At 48.5% G+C, this 26,188-nt stretch carries 27 protein-coding genes and 1 riboswitch; of the genes, 5 read left to right on the top strand and 22 right to left on the bottom strand.

The genetic code is table 11. The annotated features are described in order from the left end of the window. The first annotated feature begins 300 nt into the window (after nucleotides 1-300). From QQK89_RS24975 to QQK89_RS24965, 3 genes are read left to right on the top strand one after another with little or no spacing between them, the layout of a single operon-like run. Nucleotides 301-1,560, top strand: a complete 1,260-nt coding sequence (locus QQK89_RS24975) for an ABC transporter substrate-binding protein (protein WP_284241430.1) — start codon at nucleotides 301-303, stop codon at nucleotides 1,558-1,560. 29 nt (nucleotides 1,561-1,589) lie between these two features. Then, nucleotides 1,590-2,552: a carbohydrate ABC transporter permease gene (locus QQK89_RS24970; protein WP_434481764.1), complete on the top strand. Its 963-nt coding sequence runs from the start codon at nucleotides 1,590-1,592 to the stop codon at nucleotides 2,550-2,552. 14 nt (nucleotides 2,553-2,566) lie between these two features. After that, nucleotides 2,567-3,391, top strand: a complete 825-nt coding sequence (locus QQK89_RS24965) for a carbohydrate ABC transporter permease (RefSeq protein ID WP_284241429.1) — start codon at nucleotides 2,567-2,569, stop codon at nucleotides 3,389-3,391. 52 nt (nucleotides 3,392-3,443) lie between these two features. Here the strand turns inward: QQK89_RS24965 and QQK89_RS24960 are convergent, their stop codons facing one another. The 7 genes from QQK89_RS24960 to QQK89_RS24930 form a co-directional block, all read right to left on the bottom strand. Next, entirely contained in the window at nucleotides 3,444-4,400 is a 957-nt protein-coding gene (locus tag QQK89_RS24960; RefSeq protein ID WP_284241427.1) for an NAD(P)H-dependent flavin oxidoreductase, read from the bottom strand. Further along, a complete protein-coding gene (locus tag QQK89_RS24955) occupies nucleotides 4,397-5,236 on the bottom strand; it encodes an SDR family NAD(P)-dependent oxidoreductase (RefSeq protein WP_284241426.1) in 840 nt (279 codons plus the stop codon). The genes QQK89_RS24960 and QQK89_RS24955 overlap by 4 nt, the downstream gene beginning before the upstream one ends. A gap of 180 nt (nucleotides 5,237-5,416) precedes the next feature. Beyond that, entirely contained in the window at nucleotides 5,417-5,578 is a 162-nt protein-coding gene (locus QQK89_RS24950; protein ID WP_284241425.1) for a hypothetical protein, read from the bottom strand. Next, on the bottom strand, nucleotides 5,575-5,955 hold the full coding sequence (locus tag QQK89_RS24945; protein ID WP_284241424.1) for an FAS1-like dehydratase domain-containing protein: 381 nt from the start codon (nucleotides 5,953-5,955) through the stop codon (nucleotides 5,575-5,577). The genes QQK89_RS24950 and QQK89_RS24945 overlap by 4 nt, the downstream gene beginning before the upstream one ends. Further along, nucleotides 5,952-7,103, bottom strand: coding sequence for a thiolase family protein (locus QQK89_RS24940; protein ID WP_284241423.1), 1,152 nt, complete (start codon nucleotides 7,101-7,103; stop codon nucleotides 5,952-5,954). Before QQK89_RS24940 ends, QQK89_RS24945 begins: the two co-directional genes overlap by 4 nt. Beyond that, nucleotides 7,100-8,569, bottom strand: coding sequence for a class I adenylate-forming enzyme family protein (locus QQK89_RS24935; RefSeq protein WP_284241422.1), 1,470 nt, complete (start codon nucleotides 8,567-8,569; stop codon nucleotides 7,100-7,102). The genes QQK89_RS24940 and QQK89_RS24935 overlap by 4 nt, the downstream gene beginning before the upstream one ends. 213 nt (nucleotides 8,570-8,782) lie before the next feature. Next, complete coding sequence (locus QQK89_RS24930) at nucleotides 8,783-10,339, bottom strand: HEAT repeat domain-containing protein (RefSeq protein WP_284241420.1); 1,557 nt, start codon at nucleotides 10,337-10,339, stop codon at nucleotides 8,783-8,785. A gap of 151 nt (nucleotides 10,340-10,490) precedes the next feature. Here QQK89_RS24930 and QQK89_RS24925 point away from each other — a divergent pair, with 151 nt between their 5' ends. Continuing rightward, nucleotides 10,491-11,381: an AraC family transcriptional regulator gene (locus tag QQK89_RS24925; protein WP_284241419.1), complete on the top strand. Its 891-nt coding sequence runs from the start codon at nucleotides 10,491-10,493 to the stop codon at nucleotides 11,379-11,381. Here QQK89_RS24925 and QQK89_RS24920 read toward each other — a convergent pair. From QQK89_RS24920 to QQK89_RS24850, 15 genes are all read right to left on the bottom strand, one after another. Continuing rightward, the gene (locus tag QQK89_RS24920; RefSeq protein ID WP_284241418.1) at nucleotides 11,378-11,929 is read right to left on the bottom strand and encodes a VanZ family protein; all 552 of its coding nucleotides are present in this window, start codon (nucleotides 11,927-11,929) and stop codon (nucleotides 11,378-11,380) included. The genes QQK89_RS24925 and QQK89_RS24920 overlap by 4 nt on opposite strands. Nucleotides 11,930-11,939: 10 nt before the next feature. After that, a complete protein-coding gene (locus QQK89_RS24915; protein WP_284241417.1) occupies nucleotides 11,940-13,292 on the bottom strand; it encodes a HAMP domain-containing sensor histidine kinase in 1,353 nt (450 codons plus the stop codon). Continuing rightward, nucleotides 13,289-13,984, bottom strand: coding sequence for a response regulator transcription factor (locus tag QQK89_RS24910; protein WP_284241416.1), 696 nt, complete (start codon nucleotides 13,982-13,984; stop codon nucleotides 13,289-13,291). The genes QQK89_RS24915 and QQK89_RS24910 overlap by 4 nt, the downstream gene beginning before the upstream one ends. 114 nt (nucleotides 13,985-14,098) lie before the next feature. Further along, nucleotides 14,099-15,040 carry an EamA family transporter gene (locus tag QQK89_RS24905; protein WP_284241414.1) on the bottom strand — a complete coding sequence of 314 codons (942 nt, stop codon included), beginning with the start codon at nucleotides 15,038-15,040 and terminating at the stop codon, nucleotides 14,099-14,101. Nucleotides 15,041-15,120: 80 nt separating this feature from the next. Then, nucleotides 15,121-15,225: riboswitch (purine riboswitch) on the bottom strand. 117 nt (nucleotides 15,226-15,342) lie between these two features. Then, the gene (sigJ, locus tag QQK89_RS24900) at nucleotides 15,343-16,206 is read right to left on the bottom strand and encodes an RNA polymerase sigma factor SigJ (RefSeq protein ID WP_284241413.1); all 864 of its coding nucleotides are present in this window, start codon (nucleotides 16,204-16,206) and stop codon (nucleotides 15,343-15,345) included. A 41-nt stretch (nucleotides 16,207-16,247) separates the two neighbouring features. Further along, nucleotides 16,248-17,444 (bottom strand): NAD(P)/FAD-dependent oxidoreductase, encoded by a 1,197-nt coding sequence (locus QQK89_RS24895; RefSeq protein ID WP_284241412.1) that lies wholly within the window; start codon nucleotides 17,442-17,444, stop codon nucleotides 16,248-16,250. Between the two features lie 124 nt (nucleotides 17,445-17,568). Beyond that, nucleotides 17,569-17,889, bottom strand: coding sequence for a DUF1048 domain-containing protein (locus QQK89_RS24890; protein WP_284241411.1), 321 nt, complete (start codon nucleotides 17,887-17,889; stop codon nucleotides 17,569-17,571). 12 nt (nucleotides 17,890-17,901) lie between these two features. Next, the gene (locus tag QQK89_RS24885) at nucleotides 17,902-18,249 is read right to left on the bottom strand and encodes a DUF1048 domain-containing protein (RefSeq protein WP_284241410.1); all 348 of its coding nucleotides are present in this window, start codon (nucleotides 18,247-18,249) and stop codon (nucleotides 17,902-17,904) included. Next, complete coding sequence (locus QQK89_RS24880; RefSeq protein WP_284241569.1) at nucleotides 18,246-18,554, bottom strand: PadR family transcriptional regulator; 309 nt, start codon at nucleotides 18,552-18,554, stop codon at nucleotides 18,246-18,248. The genes QQK89_RS24885 and QQK89_RS24880 overlap by 4 nt, the downstream gene beginning before the upstream one ends. 164 nt (nucleotides 18,555-18,718) lie before the next feature. Next, nucleotides 18,719-19,483, bottom strand: coding sequence for a helix-turn-helix domain-containing protein (locus QQK89_RS24875; RefSeq protein WP_284241409.1), 765 nt, complete (start codon nucleotides 19,481-19,483; stop codon nucleotides 18,719-18,721). 61 nt (nucleotides 19,484-19,544) lie between these two features. Next, complete coding sequence (gene abc-f, locus QQK89_RS24870; RefSeq protein WP_284241408.1) at nucleotides 19,545-21,305, bottom strand: ribosomal protection-like ABC-F family protein; 1,761 nt, start codon at nucleotides 21,303-21,305, stop codon at nucleotides 19,545-19,547. A 399-nt stretch (nucleotides 21,306-21,704) separates the two neighbouring features. Further along, a complete protein-coding gene (locus QQK89_RS24865) occupies nucleotides 21,705-22,466 on the bottom strand; it encodes an SDR family NAD(P)-dependent oxidoreductase (protein ID WP_284241407.1) in 762 nt (253 codons plus the stop codon). Continuing rightward, the gene (locus QQK89_RS24860; RefSeq protein WP_284241406.1) at nucleotides 22,456-23,451 is read right to left on the bottom strand and encodes a DUF1835 domain-containing protein; all 996 of its coding nucleotides are present in this window, start codon (nucleotides 23,449-23,451) and stop codon (nucleotides 22,456-22,458) included. Before QQK89_RS24860 ends, QQK89_RS24865 begins: the two co-directional genes overlap by 11 nt. 327 nt (nucleotides 23,452-23,778) lie before the next feature. Further along, nucleotides 23,779-24,195: an NUDIX hydrolase gene (locus QQK89_RS24855; RefSeq protein WP_284241403.1), complete on the bottom strand. Its 417-nt coding sequence runs from the start codon at nucleotides 24,193-24,195 to the stop codon at nucleotides 23,779-23,781. A gap of 126 nt (nucleotides 24,196-24,321) precedes the next feature. Beyond that, nucleotides 24,322-25,146 carry a phytanoyl-CoA dioxygenase family protein gene (locus QQK89_RS24850; RefSeq protein ID WP_284241402.1) on the bottom strand — a complete coding sequence of 275 codons (825 nt, stop codon included), beginning with the start codon at nucleotides 25,144-25,146 and terminating at the stop codon, nucleotides 24,322-24,324. A gap of 127 nt (nucleotides 25,147-25,273) precedes the next feature. On the opposite strand from QQK89_RS24850, the gene QQK89_RS24845 reads away from it, so the two are divergent. Then, nucleotides 25,274-26,167, top strand: a complete 894-nt coding sequence (locus QQK89_RS24845; protein ID WP_284241401.1) for a helix-turn-helix transcriptional regulator — start codon at nucleotides 25,274-25,276, stop codon at nucleotides 26,165-26,167. Nucleotides 26,168-26,188: the final 21 nt, after the last annotated feature.

The following is a 26,188-nucleotide window of genomic DNA, read 5'->3' as shown; positions in this document are numbered from 1 at the left end:
TCATCCCCCCTTTCCGTATTAGACAACTATAACGAAAACCTACGGGATCCTAACCAATCCGATATTTTTTTCTACAATTTTTGATTAAAACTAACCCAACATCCACCTTTAAGACCATAATCCCAGACGTCAAATAATCGGGTCTGGGCGATGTCCTACCATCGTCTCGTTTTGCTGGGAGCGAGTTCCAAAATGAATTTGATGCGTCTATAATGTTCCCTATGACAAACGCATTTCAAGGTTTTCATGAGGTGGTGATTGGCTGCAGTACCAAAATACCGTGATGGGAGGCCGAAAACGATGACAAAATACCGAGCATTGTCGATGTGTCTATTGCTTCTAGTTTTCATGGTTACCGGATGTTCTAGCGGGTCTTCATCCAACAGCAAAGTGAAAACGCTTACCCTTTGGTACTGGAACCGGAGTCTGGACGATAACTTGATTAACGAGGTCCAGAAGCAATTTCCGGGCATTCGAATCAACGCCCAAAAGATCGGGGGCGACTTCAAATCCAAGCTCAAGACGACGCTTGCTGCAGGCGGCGGCGGCCCGGATATCGTAGCTTTTAACGATTGGGTCACTGAGCTGTTCCCTAGCGCCGACCGATTCTACAACTTGTACGATCTCGGAGCGAAGGACATCGAGAAGGATTACTTGGACTGGAAATGGCAGCTTGGGGTCACGCCTAAAGGCGAAATGATCGCGATGCCGATCGATACGGGGCCGACAGCTCTCTTTTACCGGGCGGACTTGTTTAAGCAAGCCGGACTGCCTACCGATCCCGAAGAAGTTCATCGGATGATGGGCACTTGGGAAGATTACTTTGCCGCGGGCGAGAAACTTCAAAAGGCGTTAGGCGGCAAAGTGAAGCTGCTTGACAATATCGGACAGGTATATAACCAGATCAATTCGCAGTCGGATAAAGTTTATTTTGATAAGAACGAGAATTTCATTGGCGAAGATCCTTCCTCTTCTATGAAGAAAGCTTGGGACCTCGCGGTAAAAGCATCGCAAATGAACCTTCTGGCAAATGCGGGCACGTTCTCTACAGAGTGGAATGCGGCGATGAACAACGGCAAGATCGCATCGTTTGTTGGCGCCGTATGGAGTAAACAAATTTTGATGGATGCCGCTCCTGATACGACGGGCAAATGGCGTGTTGCCAGAGCGCCTGGCGGAGACGGCAATAACGGCGGATCTTTCCTTGCCATTATGAAAACAAGCAAATATCCGAAGGAATCTTTCGAGGTGATGAAGTGGCTCTTGAATCCAGATAACCAAGAGACTAGCTTCAAGACCCTTAATCTGTTCCCTTCCGCAACAAAGGCTCTTGATTCAGATGCCATGAAGAACAAAGAAGAGTTTTTCGGCGGACAAGCAACCGGCGAGATCTTTACCGAGTCCGCGCGCAACGTGAAGCCTTCTTATTTCGGAACGAAATATTCCAATTTGAACGGAATAGTGAACCGCGAGCTGTCATCGGTTGCCCTGGAAGGCAAGAACCCCGATAAGGCTTGGAAAGATGCGTTAGCCAGAGTGAAGAAGGAGCTGCTGCGTTAATACCATCCCGGCAATGGAGGTAGAATCTTATGAGTCAACCGTTACAGCAACGTACTCAATTCGATCCCGGCAGCTCCTTGCAGGTCCCGGAGCGCAAGCGTGGATTGGCAACTGAAATATGGAAGCACCGAAAGCAATACTTGGCCATTTCTCCTTTCTATATCTTGTTTGCCGTCTTTGGCTTATTCCCGATTCTGTTCTCGATGTATCTGTCCTTCCAGAAATGGGACGGTATCGGCGTCATGACTTTTAATGGCGTTAATAATTATCAATTTATGGTCACCGATCCCGAATTCTGGAAAGCGGTAGGCAATACGCTTCTAATCTGGATTTACTCGACCATCCCAATGTTGTTCTTTGCTCTTATTATTGCGTTTCTGCTGAATGCGTCGTTCGTGCGCTTCCGCACCTTCTTCCGAATCGGTTACTTCTTGCCCAACGTCACTTCGCTCGTTGCGGTAGCCATTGTGTTCAGCACCGTATTCTCCAACAATTACGGGCTGCTGAACTACATCCTGTCCCAGTTCGGAGCAGACCCGGTGGAATGGCTGAACAAAACCTGGGGCATCCAGCTCGCGGTATCCATCATGGTGATTTGGCGCTGGGTTGGGTACAATGCCATCATCTATTTAGCAGGTCTTCAGAGCATTCCTACCGTTCTCTATGAGGCTGCCAAAATAGACGGAGCGACCGGCATCCAGTCGTTCTTCCGCATTACGATCCCGAATTTGCGGCCGATCATTCTCTTTACCGTCATTACTTCGACCATCGGAGGCATGCAAATCTTCACCGAACCGCAGGTGCTCGTCGGCAACGACGGCGGCGTTAGCGGCGGAGGCTTGACCATCGTTCTCTACCTGTACCGGGAGGCATTCGTGAACAATTACTTCGGCTACGGTTCTGCCGTTGGCTGGGGCATGTTTATATTGATTGCTCTAATCTCCCTTATTAACTGGCGGGTAGTTCAGGGCGGCGGTGCCAAAGATGAATAAACGAGGTGATACGCATGGTTAAGAGGAAATCTGCTCTTCTGCTCTATGTCGGGCTTTTTATCGGACTAATTGTTTCTATCTTTCCTTTTTACTGGCTGGCCGTCATGGCCACGCGTACGACAGCGGAGATTTACAGCTTCCCGCCCAAGTTTTGGTTCGGGACGCATCTGATAGACAATTTGACGCGGGTATTCGATAGCGTGGATTTCGTCGGCGCATTTCTCAATTCGCTGTTTGTGGCTACCTGCAGCACCGTACTAGTGTTGTTTTTTGATTCACTGGCGGGGTTTACTTTCGCTAAATTCAACTTTCCGGGCAAAAAGTGGCTCTTTGTCCTGTTGCTCGCCACAATGATGGCTCCGTCGCAGCTCTCGCTGGTGCCTTCCTTCGTCATTATGGCGAAGTTCGGATGGGTAGGTTCTTTCAAAGCATTGATTATTCCCGGCATGGCCAATGCATTCGGCATCTTCTGGATCCGCCAATACGCGCAGGAATCCGTTCCATCCGAATTGCTCGATGCCGGACGGATCGATGGTTGCGGTTTCTTCCGGCTCTACTGGAACGTATCCCTCCCTATCCTTCGCCCGGCGCTATCCTTCCTGGGAGCCTTTACTTTCATCGGTTCCTGGAACGATTATCTCTGGCCGCTGATCATCTTGAATGACGAAAAAAAGTTTACGCTTCAGGTGGCGCTATCCTCCCTGAACGGTATTTATGTCACCGATTATGCCATGATCGTAGCGGGAACGCTGCTCGCGGTTATTCCGCTCATCGTCTTGTTCCTGTTCGTCAGCAAGCAGTTTATTTCCGACATTGCGGCTGGCGCGATCAAGAGCTGATTCATTTAACCAAAGAAACGCTGCCAAGTCATTTGGCAGCGTTTCTCTTTGATTACTTCCATGTTCCCCTAATTTTTTCAGCCTCTGCTATCATTCTATTCATTAGCTCAGACACCGTAGGGATATCGTGAATGAGGCCAATGACTTGACCTGCCCAGCCGAATCCTTCTTGTTCCAGACCTTCATAAATCCAGCGTTTGTTAACCTCTCCGCTTATCAGGTTTCTCAGTGCTTCATAATTGGGGGTAGCGCGTTCAGTTTCAAGAATTTTCTCGGCAAATGGATTGCGCACGACTCTTGCCGGAAACCCGATGGATGCTTTAATGATCGTTGTGTCTGCTTCAGATCGTTGCACCAACGCGGATTTATAAGAATCGGATGCGTCCACGCATTCTTGCGTAGCTATAAACCGGGTACCCATCTGAATTCCTTCTGCCCCAAGAGCATGGGCTGCCATCCATCCGCGTCCATCTCCAATCCCGCCTGCGGCAATGACGGGAATCCGAACCGCATCAACAATAGAGGGTACTTGAATCATGCTTCCTATACCGTCGCGTCCAAGATGCCCCCCGCCTTCATTGCCGACCACAATAACCGCGGATGCACCAAGCTGTTCCGCTTTTTGCGCTTGCCTTCTTGAGGAGACGAGCACCAACGATTTGATGTTGGTTGATTCCAATCGTTTAAGAATCGCAGTTGGATCGCCGCCTGTAACAGATACAACGGGGATGTTCTCTTCGGCAATGATCTCCAGTCGTTCTGTGCCAACCTCGCCATGAACCCCCATTGCCAAATTTACGCCGAATGGCCGGTCCGTTAAGGCGCGTGCGCGATGAATTTCCTGCTTGAGGCTATTGGCATCCGGAAGGCTCATCGCCGTGATTTGTCCTAACCCGCCGGCATTGGATACGGCTGCGGCAAGATCGGCATAACCTAAATAGGCAAGTCCGCCTTGAATAATCGGATAACGGATTTGCAGAAGTTCGGTCACGCGAGTGTTCCAATTCATTCTCTGCTTCCCTCCTGGTCTTCCCGTTGGCTGCTTCTCCAGCTATTGAAAAAGGCTTCAGGATCATTCAGCGACCAATCGATGGACGGCCTTTGCCATCGCGTCACCGTGGAGCCATTAATACCAAATAGTTCTCCTGTCATCGCTTCATCCGATTGCTGCAGAAGGCGTTCAACGAATTTCGCCACATGATCCGGGTCTCCTATCTTCCAATAAGAAGGGAAAGGTTCTTGACGGCGGGCGTATTTTTCAGTGAGATGCTCAATCACTGGACGTGTCATATCCGTTAGCGCAGCGGGTGCAATGGCGTTTACCCGAATACGATGATGTCTTAGTTCATCTGCGAGAGTCCATACCAGTCCCAATATTCCGGCTTTGGCAGCGCTATAGTTCACTTGTCCGACTGATCCCTTGAGTCCGGCTGTTGAAGTAACCAATAGGATATCGCCACCTAGACCAGCCATATAGGGCAATACCCGGCGAATGCAATAGAAAGCTCCGTTTAGATGGACATCAATCACGGAGTTCCATTCTTCGTCCGTCATATTTATGCATTTGCGATCTTGCAAATGACCCGCATTATGGACCAGAACATCAATCGAACCATATGTCCCCACGATTGCGTCAATCATCGCCGTCACTTGGACGGGGTTTGCGACATTCGCGCAAAAGCCTGAAGCTTCTCCTCCGCTCTGTTGAATTTCTTCAACTACTCGGTCAATGCCGGATTGCACCGTTCCGTTAACAGCAACCCGATAGCCGCTTTTTGCCATCTCTAGAGCTATGCTTCGTCCAATTCCTCTGCTAGACCCTGTAATTAATGCGGTTTTATTCAATGTCCAAATCTCCTCTCGCGGTGAAGCATCCACTAGCGATTAACATACCGTCGTCCCCTACAACCTTGACGTGAATCGCTTCATTCGAGGATTCAAATTCGAAGGACGCAACCGATTCCGATAAAAGCGGGTTAAGGAAGGTCATCCTAGTGGACTCAAGCCAGTGGGTTGGATTTTCTCTTAAATAGATAGAATGGGCCAACCCCATGATATACATGCCGTGTGCGATTGGACGATTGAAACCGGCTGACTTGGCGCTTCAACATCATAATGAATAGCAGCCGAATCTTGAGCTGCATCGCCATAATGCCGGATCGCATCCAAGGTTATTTTTTGCTTCATGAAGGATCCCCTATCGTGATTAATACCGTTTCTGCCGTCAAGATCGGTTTGTCTTTGCAGGTGCATGTAAGTGTATGAGTAAGCAACTCCAAGTTTCCGCTTCGACCGGACTTTGTTTCGACTTTAGTTAACGTCAACACGCAATCTAGCTGTGAGCCTGCCGTTAAGGGGGCGTTATAGGCAAAAGATTGTTTGCCGTGAATGTAGGTTGTCTTAGGGTCAAGCCATGGGACGTCTGCTATCTTCCAAAACGTAATTGGCATCGTAGCCGGAGCAATCCATGCGTCACGAATTTGCTGTAAGGGAGCTTCGATGCTTTGCGAATAAGCGATTACGGCCTCCAACGTAAGGTGATACGTGAAAGTAATTTGGATCACTCGGCCGCCTCCACCAACGTTGCCAGCCCCATTCCCCCGCCAATACCAAGCGTCGCGATTCCGCGTTTATAAGGTTTTCGTTGCATCTCCGCAAATAATCGCGTAACTAGAATCGCCCCGGATGCGCCGTAGGGATGGCCTAGAGCAATTGCGCCTCCGCCAATATTAACCTTCTCTAGCGGGATCTTTAGCTCTTGGATGGAAGCCAGTACCTGTGAAGCAAACGCTTCGTTAAATTCTACGAGATCCAGATCGTCTACCGTCAGCTGATGACGCTCTAACAAGCTGCGGACAGCCGGAACGGGACCAATCCCCAATACATTCGGATCTACGCCTGCTGCACGCGAATCTACAAACCGCAACACGGGCTGCAAATTCAGTTCCTTGCATTTCTCGCCCGACATAAGGAGAACGAGGGCCGCTCCATCATTCATCGGACAGGCATTGCCGGCGGTGACGGTGCCGTCTTGAAGAAATACCGGCTTTAACTTTTGCAGTTTCTCCATGCTAGTATCCGTTCGGGGACATTCATCCTCGCTGATCCCATTTCCATCGACATGAATAGGTACGATTTCCTGTTGGAATCGTCCCGTTAAGCGAGACCGGACCGCTTTCTGATGGCTATGAAGAGCATACGAATCCTGTTGTTCTCGCGTGATGGTATAGGCATGGGCGACATTCTCTGCGGCCACACCCATATCCGGATCGCCATAAGAATCTGGCGTAAAGCGGGCACGCGTATACAACTGCGGGGTTCCGGTCATCGAATGGGGCTTTTGCATTTTCCAAGGCGCACGGCTTGTGCTCTCGACTCCCCCTGCCAGGTAGATTTCACCGGCACCGCTCTGAATAAGCCTGGCAGCTAAGTTAATGGCTTCTAGGCCCGAACCGCATTGACGGTCGACCGTTACGCCGGGGACGGTTACGGGAAGCCCGGCTTCCAGGGCGGCTACCCGTGCCAGATTGCCTCCGGGACCAACAACATTGCCGATGATGACATCATCGATCATGCCGGGCGGCAATTTCGTTTCGGATATCACGTGCTGAATGAGCGTAGCCAGCAATGACTCAGGCTCAAACCTGCTAAGCACGCCTCCAATCTTGCCGATTGGCGTTCGTTTAGCCATGACCATAACGGCATCTGTCATCCCATCACTCTTTCCCAATCGTCTTTCATCGCTTGGCGCGCGACTTTTCCGCTGCTTGTATAGATGAATTTATCGACGCTAATCAGCTCTTTGGGCAGCTTGTGTTTGGCCAATTGCCCGTCGCATAACCGCTTGATTTCGTCTAGCGATAACGCTTGTCCTCCGCGCCATTGAATCATGGCGGTTACTTGCTCGCCCCAATACGCATGGGGTTTGCCAACAACCATAACTTCCCGCACATTCGGAATTTGCCGCAATACCGCTTCCACTTCTTCCGGAAAAACTTTCAGACCACCCGTTTTGATCATGTTATGCGTACGGCCCGCCAGATACAGATAGTGGTCGTTATCGGTATACATGTAGTCACCGGTCTTAAGCCAGCCATCCCGAAATACGTTCTCCGTCTCATCGGGCAGTAGATAGTAGCCGCTAAAGACCATTTCGCTGCGAACGTAAACTTGCCCGATCGTGCCGGCAGGCACCTCCTGGAATTGTTCATCGCGAATCGTAATGTCCACGCCGTCAAATGGTTTCCCGAGTGAACCTAACTTCTCTTTGTTGCTCGCATCCAAATAGCTGATATAACTCGCCTCGGAAGAGCCGTAATATTCATACAGCTTCGTTCCGGCAAATACTTGGCCGCATCTCCGTTTGGAAGCGCTGGACCATTGTCCGCCCGAACTGATCAATGCTTGTATGGAGGTAGTACCGGGCTGAGCCAAACGCAGCAAGGAATCAATCATGGAAGGAACGACAAATAAGGTCATACCGGTTACCGAGTCGCATACCTTCATAACTTCGGCAGCGTCAAACTCCGGCAACATATGAAAGGTAGCACCATTGAAAAGGGTTTGGACCAATACAAATAACGATAAGGAATGCACGAATGGTCCCGGAGCCATTGCTTGTTCCAGCTTATCTAGCCGGAACGCCCTCTTACTGGCTTGAAAACTTAAGATCCAGGATCGATGCGATCTCATGAATCCTTTGGGTACTCCTGTTGTCCCCGATGTATAGCCGATAAATAAGGTTTCATTCGGCTGTGCGGCAATAGCCTCGGGTTTGCAAGCGGCTAACCAGACATCGAAGCTTCCCTGCTGTTCATTCGAGAACAACAACCGCTCGTAATGGCTATGTTCTCCGGCTATCATTGCCGACAGGTCTTCCTCGCAGAAAATAAGATTCGGCTGACATTGATCAATCACTCTATGGATGTCGGACAAGCTCCATTTAGGATCTAATAACACGGGGACAAAACCGGCATACACCGCGCCAAGAAAAACCTCGGCGTACTCCAATCTATTCCTCGAAAGGATGGCGATTCGGTCGCTGGCAGAACGGCGATCCTGCAATCCATGAGCGATTCTTCTGATCCGCTCGGCTAACTGAGAATAGGTTAGGCGGTTCTGCCCGTGAGAGATAGCGATACGCTCCGGTTCTTCATTTGCCCGGTTTAAAATTGGCATTGCCAGATTCATCTTCAGTCACAACCTTGTTTATGTATGTTTGATTTGGATTATAATTCGGCAATCTTTAATTGTAAACCTATAATTTATAATTTAGGTTAACAATTAAAAATTCAAAATGCCATAAATCGCGATTCTGACACTCTACGGTTAGCCGCATTCTCCGCATAAAAAAAACGCTGCCATGTAAAATCGGCAGCGTTGTTCTTATAGTTAAAAGGTACTTGCTTGATGCGTGTCCGGGCACCAGCGTGCAGCCCGGTATTGCTTGATGAGCAGGTCTACCGCTCGAGGAGTCCGTATTGCTGTCAGCGCTTCGAAAGCGTAAGCTCTCGCATACCGGTCTTGGCTTCGAAGGCCAGACGCAAGGCCTTCAATGACAAGATCCGGGTCGCCGTGTTTTCCGATTCGCAATAAGGATAAGGCCGCCGTATAAGCAATTTTGTTCGTTATATAGTCTTGGTTTTGTACATAAGTGCTGGCGCTTCCGATTTCCTCGCTTGCGGTTTCCCGCGCAACCGCTTCTTCCAGCGCCCGGACTAATGCCGGAACCGTCTCGTCTGCCGGCTCGGCAATCATGCCAAGCGCTTCAACGCAATTGCGTCGCACCCACTCGCTATCATCATGAACCGCAACGATTATGGAAGGGACTGCCGTAGATGCATCTGATCCAAGCATTCCCAGCACGAACGCGGCCAGTGCTCTTCTATGCTCGTTCTCGTGGTTAAGCAACTCAATCAGTCCTGGAATCGCATCCTTGCCGGAAGCTTGAAGACCATAGGCTGCTCTTGTTGCCGTTAATTTAGATCCTTCCGCTACTTCCTTCAGCAAAGCAGCCGTGCCTGTTCCCCCGATATGTCCAAGGGCATAGACGGCATTTAGCGCTACATCCTCCGATGAATCGCGTATCAGCTCCGATAATTGGGGAACGGCTGCCGTTGCCGCATCGCCGGCAAAGCCGAGCTTGTCAGCTGCTTGGCTGCGAATAACCGCGTCTTCGCTCGACAATGCTTCGATCATAGTAGCGACTTCCGCTTGATTGCCCTCCGTGTTCTTGACAGTGTGCGCTTCACCCTTAAGCCAGGACCAAACATCGCTCCATAAATTCAAATGCGCATCAGGCGCGCTTGCAGGAAAATGAGGTGCGGCGTTTGTATGATTCCAGCTCGGAGCCTTCGGCTCGGATAGACGGACAAATTGGAACTTAAACATGTAACGGTCAAGATTGGACGTGTTAAGCGAAGCCTTATGCCACAAATCGAAGTGAACGAGTGCGATTGTACCTGCTTTTCCCGTTGGCAGCAGCGCCGGCTGGTTCGGGAACTTCTCATTGTATTGGGAACCGGGCATAATGGCCGTTGGTCCCATCTCTTCCGTAATATCCTGCGTGTAGTAGAACATCATAACCCACCATGGACGATGGCTGCGCATGGAAGACCAAAAGCCGTCTTTATGCCAATCCCCGCCTCCCGGCTTCCCGTTACCCGGCTGGTTGAAATGCATATGGCGATGCGGATGCATATAATAGTCAGGTCCTAGAACGCTAGTTAATGCGCCTTTCGCTACCGGCGTATCAAAAAAATTCTGAATGTCCGGTATGCGCGGCAAAATATTATTGCCTGGATTTCCTTCGTTTTGCAGGACAAAATCGATTTGATTCATAACGTTGCGATGCAATTGTTCCGGCAAATCATTATGAAGTACAAGATATCCGTTCGTAATAAACTGAATCATTTGTTCGTCATTGAGCAATTTCAATTCATTCGACATATTTGGCAGCCCCTTCATGAACAGGTATTTGTGATATATTTAATGTACCTGGAGGCGCTTCGTTTGTATTTAGCTTACAGTCATCTAGTTGCACAATAGTCAGGTGAATTGGATTACAATTATATGATTTAGAGAAGGAGAATCAGCCGCGATGGATTTTTCCAAGTTCCACCCGTATGTCTATTACGCTACGAAGTATCCGTTCTACCGCGGACAGACCAGTCTGAATCGACATGTTTACTCGAGTTCCATATATTTCATATCGGAAGGAAAAGGCCTCCTTCGTCTGCGAGGCGCCGAATATGAAGCTACGCCGGGTATGATGGTCTATATAGAACCCGGCCAGCCGCATGACTGGATCGCGGACGCAGAAGATCCCATGACGCATGTATGCTGTTATTTCGATTGGTATTATGTCGATCGTACAGTTGCCTTTGAGGACGAAGCTGCTCCCATCTGTTATGAACGGGAATTGCTGCAAGCGGACCTGCTTGGCGAAGCCTTTCCCTATCCGCTGCCTGAAATCGCAAACGTGGGAGCCTCGCTGTTAAGCTGGACCGATCTGTTGCAGCGTAGCTACATTTCTAACGAGCATACCAATGAACGGACTTTTTTGCGCAGCATGTCCGCCCAGAGCCAATTCAGCGAATTCATTCATCAATTCCTTGCGTTCTCGCTGCAAGATTCGTATATCCCCGATCCTCGGATCAGTAAGCTGTTAGAGCGAATAGAAGTCGAATTGCTAGGCGGTGCGGAGATCGAGCTGGAGCGTTATGCCGAAGAGATTGGCGTCAGCAGAGGATATTTCTTCGAGCTGTTCAAGCGGACAACCGGCTTATCGCCGATCCAGTACGTCAATCAGTTCCGCATTAGCCGAGCGAAAGAGGATTTGCGTTCCTCCAACCTCAGCATTGTGCAAATCGCGGACAAATATCATTTTAGCTCCGTCCATTACTTCTCCAGAACGTTCCGCAAGTATACCGGCAAATCGCCGCAAATGTTCCGCGGGTCGGAGCTAGAGCGGAATTTAGGAGAGTCTTAGAATCTCATCTTGATCATGAATAAGTAATAATAGATAATGGGCAATCCGATAACAGCAGATAACAAGGCGATTGTCATTCGCGCTCTCTCCTCTTGCCGCAATACTATTTTTAAAGTCTTGTACAACATAATGCCGAGCCATCCGCCAACGCTATTCAGAATGACATCGTCAATATCTGCTGTGCCAATGCCGAACAATCCTTGGATGAATTCAACAAATAGACTGACCAACACGATGACCAACAGATTGCTTGCTATTGTTTTATTGTTCTTCAATAAGGGCAAATAGACGCCAAGCGGAACAAAAATAACCATATTGCCAACTAAGTTCGCCGAGGCGAACCGTTTCAAGTTAGCGGAACTTCCTGAAATAAATTCGCTGATACTGTTAAAAGGAATGAAATTGAACGACCTTTCAACCGTCCTATGGCTATCAAAGAGATCCCCGATCGAAACTCGCGATAAGAATAAGATTTTGATTAACAATAGGGTGTAACAAATGAATACGGCATATAAAATAATGGTTGTTACTCGTTCGCGTATTTTCATAACGTCTCCTTTAAGAAATCTTCGGTAATGCCACCCAGAATAAAACGCCATCCGAGTTGTTCTCCAATCCAAAATCAACGTTCATGGCCTCCAACGTTTTGCGGACGATGGCTAGTCCCAAGCCGCTCCGTTCACTCTTTCGGCTTCTTGCTTTATCTACGCGAAAAAAAGGATCAAACAGCTTTGGCAGGATACGATCGTCAATTCTTGCGCCCGTGTTCAATACGCAAAGACGATAATCGTTAGCTGCCGATTCGGCCGATTCGCTCCATATTCGAATCTCGCCGCCTTCGGGCGTGTTTTGTACCGCGTTTAAGAGAACGTTTGAGAGCGCCTTTTTTAGCATTTTAGAGTCAGCAAGGATGGTTTGCGCATCAGGAATACCGATTACGATAGGTAGATTGTGTGCCTCCGACAACGTGCGAAAATGAGGAAGTATGTCCGCGAGGATCCGTTTGATGTCCAGCCGTTCCGGGACGGGAACGATTCTCCTGTCGTCCAGACTGACAATCTCCAGAATATCGGAAATCAATTTGCTCTGGGCGTCCATCATCTTTATGCATTCGCGCAAGTATTTCGGATGGTTGTTGTATTCGCCGATATTTGCAAGCATTCCTTCCAACAAAACGCTAGTTGCCGCAACGGGCGTCTTTAACTCGTGCGAAGCCGCGGAGAAGAAATAGCGCTGTGTCTCCTCCAACTCTTTCTCCCGCATAATCTCATCTTCTAATTCAGAGATGGTCTCTTTCAGCCTATCGTACATGGAATGAACATCGCGCGCTAAGTCGCCAAGTTCATCTTGACGCTCCGGCAAAGGCAGAACTTCTTCCAGATTCGCCATCTTGGCTGTATTGTCCGCTAACGCTTGGATCGGTTTGGTCATCTGCCGGGCAAAGACAAACGCCCCTATCACGCAGACGGCAAGCATGGCGATCAGCATAACAAGCACGCGTGGGATTAATGCATGGTATTTCACTGAAAACGCGTCGTCATTAAAAACATGGAGTATATATCCATTGCCAAGATAAACAATAAACGAATTGCCCTCAGTCTTTAGGTCTACTTCACGATTGTTTGCATTCGCGCCTGGTGTCACATAGGCAATATGGCCGGCTTTGTCCGTAATATAGAAACGAAACGTTTGGTTCCGTTCATGAAATTGGCTTGCGATCACCGCGATATCCGCGTTTTCTTGTGACCGGTTAATTAATTGCTCATAGGTACTGCTAATTTTCCGGAGTTGTTGTCCGGAGTAATAAGCCATAATCTGGGACGAGAACAAGGCCGCCGTCGCGCCGACCAACAAAGTCGAGAACACAACGGTGTAAATAAACACTTTGACGAATATACCGTTCCTCTTCATAATGGATCTTCCTCTAACGTATCTTCCTCTAACGTATCTGTCTCTAATCGGTAACCAACTCCGCGAACTGTCTTAATCATATCTTCAGGCAATTTCGCCCGAAGGTTCTTGATATGGGTATGTACAGTGCTGCCATCGCCGTCGTAATGATAGCCCCAAACGCGCGTTAAGATGATTTCATGCGATAAGGTTCTCCGTTTGTTCTGAACGAAGAGCATAAGGATTTCAAATTCTTTCAATGTGAGCGGCAGTTCGGTCCCCCTATAGATTGCTTTGAAATCCTCTGGCAATAAAGTGAGCTTGCCTAAGCGAATCTCTTTGGACAACGCGCCGCTTCGCCTAAGCAAAGCTTCCACCCTTTTTAACAAAATTAGCATTTTGAATGGCTTAGTCACGTAATCGTCTGCTTCCGCATCAAACGCCTTGATCTGATTGATATCGTCAGATAACGCTGTCAGCATGAGCACGGGTGTATTATAAAGCTTGCGAAACTCCCGCAATAGCTCATGGCCATTCATACCGGGCAGCATAATATCCAGAATGACAAGCTGATATCTATGGTCGAGGAAATGTTGATGCGCGTCGTTGCCGTCCATGCAGGCGTCTACTCTATATCCGGCTTCGCTTAAGAAGGTTTTGACGGTATGACAGATGTGCTCGTCATCTTCAACAAGCAATATTCGTATGTCCATATTCATCTCCCTTCTGAGTAAAGATAACCTATGAATCTGTAGTTTAACTGTATAAAAAAAGATAATGAACAGGTGGGTTCCCCCCCTTATTCATTACCTTTTACTAACAATGTATTAATTATAGATTGTTCTTGAACGGGAAATCCGGGACTTGTACAGTTCCGGCAGCGCTACGCCGATAAGCACGATGATGACGCCGAACCACTGCAATCCGCTAACATGCTCGTGAAGGACGATGGCGGACATCAGTACCGCTACCGGAAGTTCAGCCGCTCCAAGGATACCTGCCATATCCCCTCCGATATGAGGTACGCCTACCGCGAACAGTACAGGCGGAATAAACGCTCCAAAAAATCCTAACAATAATCCAAATACAAGTAATTGGCTCCAGAACAAGCCATTAAAAAGAAACGTTGGCGGGAACAATAGACAAAGCACAATGAATCCGCCTGTTACCATCCAAGCGCTCCGGTAAGCGGGATGCGCGTTTGGCACGGCTTTGCCGCTAAATAGAACAAACAGCGAATAGCTGACGGCGGACAATAGTCCAAGCACGATGCCGCGAATATCAACTCCGCTTGGCCCTTGCTCCAGGAATCCGGCAGCGATAATTGTGCCTCCGAATACGACGAGAAGCGTAATTAACGTAAGTTTATCCGGACGTTTGCGACTAATAAACGACTGAATAAGCACGCTGATCCAAATAAATTGAAAGAGCAATATAATGGCGAGCGATGCCGGGATATAACGGAGCGATTCATAATAGATCAGCCCGGTAACAACGGTTGGCGTGCCGGCAGCCATCAGAAGAATAGCTTGCTTCCACGTGATTCGTTGAAAGTTCTGTACGGGAGCTGCTTGACGCGGTTGCCGCGATGATCGTCTTTGTTGGAATTTGGTGAATAGGACAAGCAACCAGGAGAGGATAAAGCCCGTCAGAAGTTGGCTTCCTACAACCTCACCTAGTGTATAACCCTGCCCGTAGGCCAAAACGACAATCGTTGATAATATCCCATAACTCATTGCGCCCGCGAGAACGGCCACATAATATTTCATTGTTATTTTCCCCCTGCTTTCAAGTCAAAGTTGCATATATAGACACAAAAAAACCTAACTCCGACGCCGTAAGCGAGCTATTAGCTCCTTTATGGCTTCGTAGTTAGGAAGTTAAGGCTTCCTGTAGAAACCCTCGCCCTGTGTACTGTCCGCGAGGTTATACGAAAGGAATATGAAGAGATGCGTTTCCGCATCAAAAATGCTTGGTGACAACGTTACATATATTACATGTCAGGTGAGATCCTGTCAACCTATTTAAGGCCGTTAAATTTCGTCAATCCTTTATTCGCCAAAACAAATACCTAGACTCTCGCAAGCTTATTAGGGTTTCTAACGGCATACATGTTGGCAAGTTTGCCATGTCGGAGTTCTAAGAATAAAGCGGCTACGATCTCTTGGTCAGAACGGATTAGGATACAGGTCTCTCCATTAAGGGAAGCTACCTCGAAATAAAGAGTTTCTGGAGAATGATCCCGTATACTCCGAATTCCCCCCAGCAGAACGCGAGCAACAAGCTCCCGGGTTGCCACCGGATGCCTGAACGCTTGGACAATACCGCCTCCGTCGGCAACGAACTTGACGTCTTCAGCCAATAAAGACATGATATGATCAACGTTTCCTTGCTCTAGAGAGTTAAGAAACCGGCTTACCCATTCCGATTCGATTGCTTCAGCCGTGATGCTCTCATCCTCGGATATGCCCATTTTACTCTTTGCTCTGCTAAGCAGCTTGCGGCAATTTGCCTCTTGTTTGCCAAGCAGCTCTGCGATTTCCAAATAATCGAAACCCAACGCTTCGCGCAGGACAAACACGGTCCGTTCCGTTGGCGTTAGCCGCTCGAGCAGCACAAGCATGGCATAAGAAAGCAAATCCCGGCGTACGATCATCGATTCGAGCGGATCCGATTCCGGCGTTCTAACCGGTTCGGGCAGCCATGGACCGACGTATATTTCCCTTTTCTTCCGGGCCGATTTCTGCATATTGAGACAGCGGTTAGTTACCATTTTGCATAAATACGCTTTAGGTTCCTCCAGACGTTCGGGATGTACGCGGAGCGCCGTCACAAACACGTCTTGTACCGCATCTTCCGCATCGGCCGCGGAGCCCGTTAACTGGTATGCCAATGTGAACAATAGCGCTTTATATTGTCCGTATAGTTCCTCCATCTACCGCCCTCACCTTTATTCGATGTTGGTATTTATTGCCGTTATCGTAGCATACTGCCTTTATCCCACGCCAGACTCCTGATTTTCCATCCTAACTTCCCTGTTATGAACATATTCAGTCCCCATTTGCGAGCCCATACAAATCCTCTGTTCTCTCCTAATCCAATGCAATAGAAGTCCAAAATAGAGCTTGCGGATTTATGAATGGGCGCTGGGCGTCCCTCCAAATCGGCTACGACGATTTTACCCAGACGATCCGCTTGAAGTACGCCTTCTCCGGCTCTCATCTGATCTGCCTTTCCATTCTCCGGATCGATGATTCTCGCACAGTCGCCGATGCTGTATACGCCCGTTGCCCCTTTGACTCGATACGATTCATCCACTTCTATCTGCCCTTCGGGAGTAAGCGGCAACCCCATGCTTCGAAGAGCTGGATTTGGAATCAGACCAATTGTCCAAATGCATAAACCTACCGGCAGAGAGTCGCCATTGTTTAACTTCACCGCATGAGATTCGACCTGTATCACTTTACGGTTGTAATGGACATTCACGCCGTATTCCGTTAGAAGTTGACCTAATTTATAGCCTACTTTCTCGGGACCGTCCAAGAATAATCGGTTTTGTCCGCTTAATAAATGAACTTTGATATCGGAAGGATTAAGGTTTAATGACGATGCTTCCTTACGCATCTCAAGCACGAGTTCTGCGGATGTCTCTATCCCGCTAATGCCTCCGCCTGCAATGGCGACAGACATAAGACGCTTTTGTTCTTCGGGGTTAAATTCTACGGCAGCTTGCCGGAGGTTTGCGCGCCAACTCTCCCGTATGGCTACCGCCGCATTCTGGTCGGTTAAAGCGATGCCGCCATGGCGGGATTCCGGCTGCCGGACGATACTGCCTACCGATACGACCATAAGATCGTACCGGATACTCGATGAATGACCGTTCATATCCGTATAGCGAACTTGCTTGCGTTCGCTGTCCACGGAAGCAACTTCGCCTTGTATAAATTGTACATCTTCCAAGAACGAATAATGCTCCCATGGAATCATGATCTCTTCTTCGCCTACAGCAGGCCGGAACAGCAGCATTTTACGTAAATGTCCAGGCTGTTTGTCGATCAGAACAAATCGAATCTTGCGCCCTTCTGCCATCCCCCGGCTTTCATCTTTGATTGCTTTGAGCGAATGAAGCCCCACATGTCCGCCGCCGATAATGATGCATGTTAATTCGTTCATTTTACTTCAGCTCCCTTGTCGTTTTGCACATAAAACAACGTAAGGCACTGTTTTGTGACATAGAGATAATAAAAAAATGCAGCTGATCGATTTATCAGCTGCATGACGAACTTTTTGACTGCCCCTATTTTTTACTCTTGCTGTCAATCGCTTCTTGATAGATGTCAGCGTACGTTCTAGAATCCTTGATGAGCTCGTCGCAAAAAGCCGCTACATCCCTGCCCGTCACTTCGAGTACGCCTTTCCCCGATGCCGCGCCTTCTTCAAATAGTTCAACAATACCCGAGAGCAGCCCTGTTCCTTCCGTTAACTCAACGGGTCCAACCTTAAAGAGATATTTCTGCAGCTCCCGATATACGATCTGATAATCATTCGGAAGCGTTTTGACGCGCGCGACATGAGCACGCCATTCTCTTTTTCCTTCAATCAAATCTTTGATTCCCATTGTATTTGCCCCCTATTTGCCTAATTTTTTGGCAATATTATGGTTAAGTTGCTGCCGCCACTTGTCGCGGAAGGACTTTGCCCCTTCTTCGCCGGCTAGCGCGGAACAGAAGCCTCTAATATCGTCGCCCAGCACCTCTTGAACGCTTTGGCCATCCGCTGAAGTTTCTTCAAGAAGGCCAAGCACGCCATCCAGTATAGGAATAAGGTTGCGACCGGTGAAATCGGAATGCGGCCACAAATAGCCGTTAATTTCGACCCAAGCCGCTTGATAGTCAGCTGGAAGGTTTTTAACTCGCGCTTCAAACGACTTCATTTCTTTCGTCATGTCGCTGCCGGTAATTTTTTCCCAAAAGTTCATAGTGTCTTCTCCTTTAACTCATTCATTTTGGATGATACGAAATCCCACTTCTCCCAGAACTTCCGCAATTCCTCGCGTCCCGCGTCATTAATGGCAAAGAACTTGCGCGGCGGCCCCATGTCGGAAGGTTTCTTGGTAATCTCCACTAGCTTGTTTTTCTCCAGCCGGATCAGAATGGTGTACACCGTTCCTTCCACTACATCCGTAAATCCTAGGGCATTCAGCCGCCTCGTAATTTCATAACCATATGTTTCGTTGCGGCTAATAATATCTAGAACACAGCCCTCAAGCACGCCTTTGAGCATTTCCGTTAAATTTTCCAACTCAATCACCTTCGCTATTCAGTATCACTGGTATGTTGTATTACTTATTACCACTATAAAGTAACACGCAGTAGCTAAGAAGTCAAACAAAAAAAGCCGCAGGATTTGCGACTTTTTCTGATATCGATTTGTATCTATTGTGTTTCTCAAATTGTATTTGAACTCATAAACGGGGCAATGAAATGAAGAGCTCCGGCGCCCTCCCGTTCCACAATGGCTTTCGCACAGGCTTCAACGGCTGAACTGCTCATAAACGGGACGATCGCCATAAGTTCGGCAACACCGCCATGTTCAGTCGCGAATAGATTACGCGCGCACAAATCCATGACGTCTTTACTCAGGAACGGAGCGAGCGCCGCTAGTTCCGCTGCCCCATTGCCACCTGATTGAAATAGCTTTGTTACGCATTGGTCAAGAATGTTTGTACTTATAAAAGGAGCAAGCGCTAACAACTCTGCCGCTCTATACTCTTCAAGTTCTACTTGTTGAACAAGCTCATCGAGGAATGTCTGGCTGACAAATGGAGCTATAAACATGAGATTGCCTATGTTCACATTGGCTTGTGCGCGTGATACCAACTCTTGAACTTGTTCTGTATGCAGAAGAGGCGCGATGTCGGAGATCTCCTTCAGCGATACTTCTTCTTGTTGCAAGCCATTTTCCGTTGCAGGCTCCAGCACCTTTTTCAATAGCTGCGTCTCCTTGCTTTCGTCAAGGATTTCATCGATGCTAACTTCAAAAATAGCCGCAAGTTGAGGAAGTTTAGAAATATCCGGCATCGTTTCGCCTCTTTCCCAATTGCTCACGGCCTGGTAGCTGATGCTAAGACGGTCAGCCAGCATCATTTGAGACATTCCGGAACGTTTCCTTAAACCGGCAATATTGCGACCTACCTTGGACATATCAAACATGTTAGCACCTCTTCGTCATTTGGAATACAATCAGTGTAGCTTGTTCCTGCCTATTTGACTATCAAGTGCTGCTTGAGTTGATTCGTTTCTTCCGGGCGAGCAGCTGTTTATACGTTTCGTCCAGCTCTGCATACCGGATGTCCGTTGGTTTTAATAAGCTTAATTCCCCAAGCACCAACGCCATTTGGTTCGCTATTACGAGCTTCTCTTCTTCCAACTGCTGCTTGTTTATCCCTGTAGAAGTTTGCTTGCTTAGCGGCCGTTCGCGGAACGCTTCGTAGCCGGATTCAAACCGGTTAATTTTACTTTCTTGAAATACAAGCAGCTTCGTGCAGATTTGATCTATCAAATATCTGTCATGCGAGACCACAATCAGCGTTCCGCGATATTCCGATAATGTTTCTTCAAGCTGCTCGCGGCTTGCCAAATCAAGGTGGTTGGTCGGCTCATCCAGAATGAGCAAATCCTGCTCTCTCAACATGAGCTGCGAGAGCTTAATCCGCGTTCGCTCGCCAAGACTTAGCTGGGCAATAGGCTTCTGCAGCATTGAGGTATCAAACCCCATATTGGCCAGCAGCGTCCGCGCTTTCCCTACATCTCTGCGGATCTCATGATTCTCTTGCAGCAGTTCGAGAACAGTCCGCCGCTGGTCGAGATCCGTTACGTCCTGCGTCAAGTACGCGACTTTCGCGGTTGGGCTGATCCATAGCTGACCGGAGTCGACCGGCGTTTGACCCAGAAGCATTTGTATAAGGGTCGTTTTACCGCAGCCGTTTGGACCTAACAAGCCGATTTTCTCCCCGCGCTGCAAATAGAATGAGCTATCCGCAAACAAGGAACGTTCTCCATAGGACTTACCGATCCGCTGCGCTTCAACAATCCGTCGGCCGCGTTTGTCCGGCTGATCCCAAGCAAATGCCACTTTTGCTTCCTCGTTAGGCTTCTTCACGCCTTCGAATTCAATCTTTTCCAGACGATGGATGCGGGATTTGATTTGTTTATCCATGCTTTTTGCTTTGCTGCGGTAGAATTCCTTCACTCCTGCGCGCATTTCTGCCATTTTGCCAACTTTGCCGGCTTCACGATGCGCTTTCGCCGACCAATTCTTGAGCCGGTTAATCTCCGCTTCTATCTTCTGCTCGTATTTCTGCTGTTCTTCATATTGATGCAGTTGACTCTGGTAACGGCGCAACTTCTCTTCCCGATAGAACGTGTAGTTGCCGGGATAAGACGTCGATACGCCATCCTGCAGTTCGATAATACGGTCCACCGTCCGGTCGAGAAAATAACGGTCATGCGAGATGACGATCGTTGTGCCCTTATATCGTTGCAGCTCTTGAACGAGGAAATCGACACCGTCGAAATCCAAATGATTCGTTGGTTCATCAAGCAGCAGAATATCCGGCTTCGAGGACCAGATATGGGCGATTGCCAGCTTCGTCTTCTCTCCGCCGCTGAGTCCCGCCAAACGTTCTCCGTCCCACTCTTTCACCTTGTGAAGGCCGAGATAACTTGCCGTTTGCAGAAATTGCGCAGTTTCATCCGTTTCCGTTAAAGGGTCCATCATATGGCTGAAGGTACTAACGGTATAAGAGGTCGATTGCAGCAAATATCCGATGCGCAGCTGATCCCGGTGGAAGGTAAGCTTGCCTTCGTCCGGCTGAATCGAACCGAAGATCAGATTCGCCAGCGTTGTTTTGCCTGCGCCGTTCATCCCAACCAAGCCGACTCGTTCTCCGCTGGCCAGATCGGCATCGATGTTGGCGAGCACATCCGTGTCGCCGAAGCTTTTTTTAATTCCGCGTAATGTTAGTAGGGTCATTCCAATCACCACTTCTTGTTTAGTTGAACAACTGACAGGGTGAATGATTGCCGAAGACGTAAAAAAACCGCAGGGAGCTCCTGCGGCTAAGGATATACGGATATAGGCATAGCGTGAATACACCCCAATTAGACGCCAAAAATAGCATCAAACAAGGTGGCAGGAGTCGTCTCCAATAGACACACGTAACCTAATCCGCTCCGCGCATAGGCTGAGCTCTCATCACTTATCGTCATATTCGAAAATCATGATCGACAGGAAATTAGGTCCACATGATATCTGATTGGATACCTCCTTTGGTGTAAGTTAACTTATTATAGCATGGTCATTCTTTACCGGCAGCTTTCTGGCTGGGAAAAAATCAATATAGTCATTTATTATTCAAATGAGGCGCCTTGCTTATATCGTTGGCATGACGTTGCCGCCGCTGACCGGGATATACGCTCCCGTAATAAAGCTCGCCAAATCCGAAGCGAGGAAAGCAACGGCATTAGCGATCTCCTGGTCGGTACCGCGTCTCTTGAGCGGAACTTGCTGGATATAATTCTCGCTTTCAGCAATGCCGTTCGTGCGCTCGCGTTCGCTGATCGTCCAGCCCGGGGCAACTTGGTTGACCGTAATTTGGTGCTCGCCAACTTCTTTGGCCAGTACGCGATATACGCCGTCCATGCCTCTTTTGCCTGACACGTAAGCCGATTGCGTCGGGAAGTTTTGCATGGAACACTCCGTGTTAATGCCGATGAAACGTCCGGCTTTCTTCTCGATCATGGCCGGAATAAACGCTTTGGCAAGATAAACGCTTTGCATGACGCAGGATTCGAACTGGCTTGCGTAATCTTCGGCAGGCTGCTCCAACACGGAAGTCCATTTGTATTGCACGACCGCATTGGCGACAACAATATCGACATGTCCTACGCTTGATACTACGGTTTCCTTCAATGCCTCGATGGAGTCTTGTTTCGTCACGTCAGCTTTGACAATAACCACTCGTCTCCCCAGCGCTTCAATCTCGCTCTTCAATTCTACGGCTTTCGCTTCGTTGCTATGGTAATGCAAAGCAAGATCAGCGCCGTTCTCCGCCAGCGTTCGGGCGATAACGCGTCCAAGCTCCCCTGTCGCTCCCGTCACTACGGCAACTTTTCCGGTGAAATCAATCTTCATGCTTCATCCTCCTCATGTTCGCGTCCCAGCGCCATCTTGGGGAATTCCCTAACAGATGCACGCCGCCATACCACTCATTAATGCCGTTTAACGTAAGCCAGTCCTCTTCCCCATTCATTACCTTTTCCCCAAGCTCTGTCAATACAACTTTGCAGTCGCGTAGTGATGCTGCGGATTCCATATAGGTTGGAAAAGCCCCCAATCCCTGTACTTGCAGCAAAGGGAAAGGACCATGCGATAACTTCCGAAGTATGTACCAGTATTCCAGATCCGCCATCCCTAACGCATGCAGCTTATTTCCTGTCTCTTGAAATAATTCAAACGGACTTTGGGCTGCGGTATGTACCATCTCTAGCGTAGTTTGTTCCACGATGCCAAGACCGTTAAACGTAGAAGGAAACCTTGACAGATGCAGTTGAAAAGCTTCTCTCGCATAAGGCAATGCGGAGGTGTCTTGTTCCAGCAAGCGTTGCAGCAAGCTTGGATCCGGTGAAGCGTAAGCCTGCCAGAACGATTCGCCTAACGCCAATTCTTTAGCCCCGATCGGCCTCCATGTTCCCGCCAATGTGGCTAGTTGCTCGACATTTAGCTGGCCTAACCCCCGAAACGGTTCAATGCCCGGGAAATCGCCAATTTCCAACAAGCTAAGCTTTGTGTTTGACAAGGATTGTCCCGAGAACCAATGAAGTAAATAAGCTAGCATCGTTTGGTCGAACAAATCATGCTCGAACCATAATACGATCTCTTCATAGCTATGGAAATCTTCCAACAATTTCTTTTGCGCTTTGCTATTTCGAACAAATTCAGCATGCGGGATACCAAGCGTCTGCTCCAGGTATTGAGCTCTAGCAAAGCGATTGCCCCTGGTGGATTCCAAGCTATTAGGACCATGAGGGTAGAGCTCCCTCCACACAAGGATATCTCCTTGCACGATTCCTTGTTGCAGCGTATGGGCTACGGAGTCCCCGTTCACAATATGCAACATGCCATATTCCTCCTTTCTTCAAGCTACAGGTGCGGGAACTGTCAATATACTCTTTCGATCCCCTTTTTAAACCAATGGATAAATCCGCAACGGCCGCATGTCAACGTACTCGCCGAACGATTGGCGAAGTCAAGGTTAAAGAAAGTAAACAAAGCGGTATTTAACTGCGCGTGGCCCAAATCGAATTTATCGTGATGACAATGAACGCATAAGACCGGAACTCCGTTGGCGCTGTAGGAGCCAGGGCCTTTGTATTGTTTATAATTTTTAGCGAAAATCTTTATAAATCTCTTTGCTCCGTTAGACATTTTGCTTTACCTCACTCATTTAGCAGTCCTTAAGCGGTATCGAGAACTCAATATAAAAAGGATGGCATGCTTCATTCAAGCATAACTCAATCCGCTCTTTGAAGTTCCCCCAATGTACCATTTCCAGTGCTGTTTCGACCGGGAAATATCCGACCTCCAGCGATTCTTCCGTAGTCGTCAACTCTCCTCCGACCGGCTTTCCCAGAAATAAGGTATTACAGATGCTGCTGCCTACATTTTGAAAAATGCCGCAAAACTTGGTCACTTCAATCTCTATTCCGCTTTCTTCTCTCGTTTCCCTTATTGCCGCGTCTCTTAGCGATTCGCCTTGTCCGCCGGGCATCTCCCAACCTCTTTTAGGTCCTTTGATCAATAAGATTTCGTTGCGATCATTCAAGACAATCGCTGCCGCCGAAACGATATGTTTTGGAGTCATTCTTGTCCTCCTCTTAGCAGGAATAAATTCAGAGTACCACTAATTTCCTCTTTCTGTATACGGACTTTACTAGTAAACAAAACGAGCTTTGGTCCCAAATCGACCAAAGCCCGCGCGCATAGCTTATTATTTGCTGTATAACAGAGGGAAATATTCATTATTAAAAGGTTGTCCGTCATAAGGCCTTGGTCCGAGCAATCGAACATTATCGTGTCTGCCTTTCCCCTTCATATACGAGGTGTTCCCCGGCATAAGATGAGCGACGACTGACAGCCGCGGCTGCTCGGAAAAGTTGGGGCCGGAACCGTGGAACGTCAAGCCATGGTGGAAACTCGCCTGACCGGCTTTCAGAATACACGGCTCATCCTGCCATTCTCCCTTGGAGAATTTTGCCTGAAGACCGTCAAGATCCTGATTGAAAAACGTATCGCTCCCCTCAACCACTCCCCATTTGTGCGATCCCAGAATCGTTCTCATTCCGCCATTGTGGAGATCGGTATCTTGAAGCGCGATCCAGACCGTAACCATGCTCGTCGTGTTGCTGCAACGCCAGAAGGCATAATCCTGATGCCAGCCTACATTGCCAAGCTGCGTTTCTTCTCCTGCGGCGCTTGGTTTATAGATCACTTGATCATGCCATAACCGGATGGCTGATTCCCCAAGCAACTCGGCGGTCATGCGGCCAAGCTCCGGATGAGTGACGACGTGACGGACTTCATCATTAATCCACCAGCCGTTATCGTGCTTGCGCAAGGCCAATTTATTGTCCGGTAGGCGAACATCGTGCATCGGATAGCCATCCCCGTCGAAGTCGGACGACCAAATCCGTTCATGCGCTTGCCGTAGTTTCTCGATCGTGTCATCGTCAATCAGTTTTGGACTGATCCAATACCCATCGCGTTCAAAAGTTTGTTTGTCCGTGTCCGTCACTTCATAAGGAATAAATGCCATCCTAACACCTCTTCGCCATATTTGATTATTCCTTCTCTAAGATAACAGCAGAGAGAAGCTTTGACTTTCGGAAAACTATCGAATAGGATTTTATACAAAGATACAAATTTGAACAGGTGGTCATGCTATGGCGGTTCATAATAGCCGTACAAATCGTTGGGAATACGATACGCAGAAGTTGGATCAATCGGGCTCCCTTCAAGTACCGGAGCTGATTATGTTAGGCTATGACCATTTCACGGAAGCGATGCCGCTCTCTCATCATGAGCATGACGGAGCTTATGAATTTGTACTAACCGATAGCGGTAAAGTAACGTGGGAAGTAGACGGCCAATTATTCGAGACAAGGGCCGGCGAATTGTTCCATACACGGCCCAACGAACCGCATCGCGCGCGTATGGATTTCATGGAACCATGCTCCATCTGGTGGCTGATCGTGAGGAATCCTTCCTCATGCACTTCGTGGTTGGGATTAAGCGAAGACGAACTTCGGGAAATGATGGATAAATTAAATCACTTGCCGAGGATTGTGCGGACGAATACCCGGATGAAAATCAGTTTTGACAAATTGCGTCACGCGCTTGAAACGGAAGAACAGCCCTGGTTGAAGCTGAAAGTCCGGCATTATATGCTGGATCTCATTCTACTCATGACGGAGCCTTCACCGGAACCGCAAATCCCCGAAGATCTCCATGACGCGATGCTCAAAGCCGTGGAGAACATCCGGATGCAGCCCGAGAAGCATTGGGTCAATAAGGAGATCGCGGCTAGCGTTGGGGTTAGCGAATCGCATTTCTACCGGCTGTTCCGGCAAACCTTTGGCCAATCGCCTTCCTCCTTCGTGGAGCGCACCCGGGTAGAATATGCCGCGCAATTGCTATCCCATTCCCCTATTTCAATCACTCGGCTTGCGGCGGATCTGGAATTCAAATCCAGCCAGCATTTCAGCACCGTATTTAAGAAGGTAACCGGCGTAACGCCCAGCCATTGGAGAACCGCGCAGCGCAAATCCATCGAATAAACGTAAAAAGGCCTGATCTCT

Source organism: Paenibacillus glycanilyticus, from assembly GCF_030161375.1.
GTDB classification, from domain to species: domain Bacteria; phylum Bacillota; class Bacilli; order Paenibacillales; family Paenibacillaceae; genus Pristimantibacillus; species Pristimantibacillus glycanilyticus_B.
Note: the sequence above shows the minus strand (reverse complement) of the source record. Positions and strands in the feature narration are given on the sequence as shown.